Annotated in this window: 1 protein-coding gene; it reads right to left on the bottom strand. The window is 63.5% G+C overall.

The genetic code is table 11. From position 1 onward, the window contains the following. Positions 1–3,280 (bottom strand): Ig-like domain-containing protein (locus EPO09_RS19460; RefSeq protein ID WP_290645758.1); only part of this gene is annotated, 3,280 nt, incomplete at both ends.

Below are 3,280 nucleotides of genomic sequence, written 5' to 3' on the forward strand. Positions count from 1 at the left end.
GGGTCGCTGGCTTTGCTGAAGCTCAGCGGGTCGTTCTCCACATCGCTGGCTGTGACCTGCCCGGTGATGACGGTGTCTTCGTTGCCGCTGACGTTGGGGTTGTTGGCCGTGGGGGCGTCGTTCACCGGGTTGATGGTGACGGTGACGGTGGAGGTGGCTGTGCCGCCTTGGCCGTCAGAGACGGTGACGGTGAAACTGTCGGTGCCGTTGTAGTTGGCGTTGGGTGTGTAGTTGAAGCTGCCATTGGCTGCCACGCTCACGCTGCCGTGTGTCGGGTCACTGCCTTTGCTGAAGCTCAAGCTGTTGCCGTCCACATCCGCGCCGCTGACTGCGCCGGTGATGAGCGTGTCCTCGTTGCCGCTGACGGCTTCATCCTGTGTGGTGGGGGCATCGTTGACCGCCGTCACGTTGATGGTCAAGGTGCGTGTTGTGGCATCCAGGTTGACGCCACCGTTGGCCGTGCCGCCGTTGTCCTGAACCTGGAAGCCCAATGTGGCGTAGCCCGTGCCATTGGCATTGGCTGCAGGGCTGAATACGAGCAGGCCGGCATTGATGTCAGCCACGGACACGAACTGCCCGACCGATACGGCGCTGCCATTGAGCGTGAGCGTACCGGCGGCGGGCAGGGTGGTGAGCTTGACGGCTTGCAGCGTGTTGGCGGGCGTGTCGTCCGGGTCGGTGAAGCCGAAGTCCGAGGCACTGAACACATAGCTCGTGTCCTCGTTGGTGGTGACGGTCTTGTCCGCACCCGCCGGGGCATCGTTGACCGGCGTCACGTCCAGCGTCATGGTGCGGGCGCTGGTGTCCAGGTTCAAGCCACCATTGGCGGTGCCGCCATCGTCCTGCACCTTGAACTGGAAGCTGCTGTAGCCTGTGCCATTGGCATCGGCCGCCGGGGCCAGTTGCAGGCGGCCTGCCGCGATGTCGCTGGCCAGGATCACGTCATTGGCCGACACGGCCACGCCATTGAGGGTGAGGCTGCCGGCTGCGGGCACGCTGGTGATCTTGACGCCGAAGAAGGCGTTGCCATCCACATCCGAGAAACCGAAGTCGCTGTTGGAGAACACATAGGGCGTGTCTTCGAGCGTGGTGACCGTCTTGTCACTGCCCAGTGGCGCATCGTTGACCGAGGCCACATCGATGGTCATGGTGCGGGCGGCGGCATCCATGTCGGCGCCGCCATGGGCCGTGCCACCGTCGTCCTGCACCTTGAAATCGAAGCTGGCGTAGCCCGTGCCGTGGGCGTTGGCGGCGGCCGTGAACTGCAGCTTGCCGGCAGCGATGTCGCTGGCCTGGATCACGTCATTGGCCGAGACGGCCGCACCGTTGAGCGTCAGTGAGCCAGAGGCCGGTACCGCCGTGATCTTCACGGCCAGCAGGGTGTTGGTGCTGGGGTCGGATGGATCGGTGAAACCGAAGTCCGATGTGCCGAAAACATAAGGTGTGTCTTCCAGTGTAGTCACGGTGTGTGCCGTGCCAACAGGCGCATCGTTGATGTTGAGCAGATTAACCGTGTAGTTCGTGTCCAGCGCGAAGCCACCGCTGTCCGTGGCGCGCACGGTGAGCGTGTAGTGACTGGCATCTGCGTAAAGCAGGTTGGCGCTGTCTGCCACGGTGATCTCACCCGTGCTGCTGTTGATCGCGAAGCGCCCGGCGGCCGAGTTGGTCAGCGAGTAGGTGACGGTGCTGCCATTGACTGACGAACCGTCCACCACGGTGCCCACGGTCGTGCCGTTGGCCGCCTTTTCGTAGACATTCAGGCCGTTTGACTGGTTATAGAGCGAGGCGATCTCGGTGGCCGTCATGGCGCGATTGACCAGAAGAAGGTCATCGATTGCACCGTTCATGCCATAGCTGCCAGCCCAATTGGATTGGGCCACGTAGTTGTTCGTGCGCACCCCGGTTGCCAGGGCCGTGCCATTGAAGGTGCCCGACAGCTGCCCGTTGAAGTAGATGTTCATCGTGCCGGCGTTGTCCACCGTGCAGGCGATGTAGGCCCATTGGCCTGTCTGCACCACGTCGCCAACAGCCGTGGTGCAGTAATCTTGGTTGATGTTGTCGTGCTGTAGCACGAAGGTCATCTGCTGTGTGGTGGCGGCGCGGGCCAGCACGATGTTGCCGATGCCGGTGGCGTTCGCCTGCCCGAAATCGATGATGCGGTCAAAGCCGCCGCTGGCATTGTTGAACGAATCGAACTTCACCCACAGCGAAATCGTCATGGCACCACCGGTACTCAGGCCAGCAATGCTGCCGCCTGTCTGCGGCGCTGCGCCTGTTTCATCGTTGGTGATGCCAAAGCCACTGGTTCGGCCATCGTGACCAAATACTGGCGTGGGGGCGCCGATGAGCGTCATGTCGTGGCCGCCAGCCGAGTCGTCGCGCCCCAGGTTGGCGTTGGCGTCGAAGCCATAGTAGGCGGCGATGTCTGTTGGTGTGACTCCTGGGATGGCCACCGAGCCCATGGCTGCGGCCGGCACGACATTGATCGCGACGTTGGCCGATGCGGTGAGGTTGCCGCCACCCGTGTTGCCCAGGTCATCAATGGCCAGCGTGAGTGTGGCGCTGGCCGTGGGCGTGCCGCTGTCGTTGATGTAGCTGACGGTGGCGCCGGCATTGCCTTGCAGCAGGTTGTTGATCTGCGTGACCATGCCACTGAGCGTGACGCTCCCCGAGCCCGATCCGCTGATCGACACACCGCTGGTGCCTGCTGCCACCGTGAGCGTGCCCAGGTCAGCGCTCAAGGTCACCTGTACGCTGGTGCTGCTGCCATCGGGGTCGGCGATGCTCAGGCCGGTGTTGTGCAGCAGCAGGTTCTGGGCTTGCACCACCGAGTAGCTCGGGGCCGTGATCGATACCGTGGGTGCATCGTTCACCGGGGTGATGTTGATGGTGGCCGTGTCAGTGCCTGTCAAGGTGCCGCCGCTGCCGGTATTGCCCAGGTCTGAGACCAGCAGTGTGAGCATGTCGCTGGCAGGCGGGGCGTCGCTGCTGATGATGTAGCTCAGCGTGGCGCCACCGTTGCCGGCCAGCAGATTGTTGATCTGGGTGATCGTGCCGGTCAGCGTGATCGTGGTGGTGGTGGAGCCCGATACCACCACGCCGGTGCTGCCGGCCGAGACGGTCAAGGTGCCCGACGTGACAGACAGCGTGGCCTGCATGCTGCTGCTGCCCGCATCGACGTCGCTGATGCTCAGGCCGGTGCCGTTCAGCGTCAAACTGACTTGCTCGGTCGCGTTGTAGCTGATGGGCGTGATGGTGGCCACAGGCGCGTCGTTGACCG

This window comes from Aquabacterium sp. (assembly GCF_004297345.1).
GTDB lineage: Bacteria > Pseudomonadota > Gammaproteobacteria > Burkholderiales > Burkholderiaceae_C > Aquabacterium.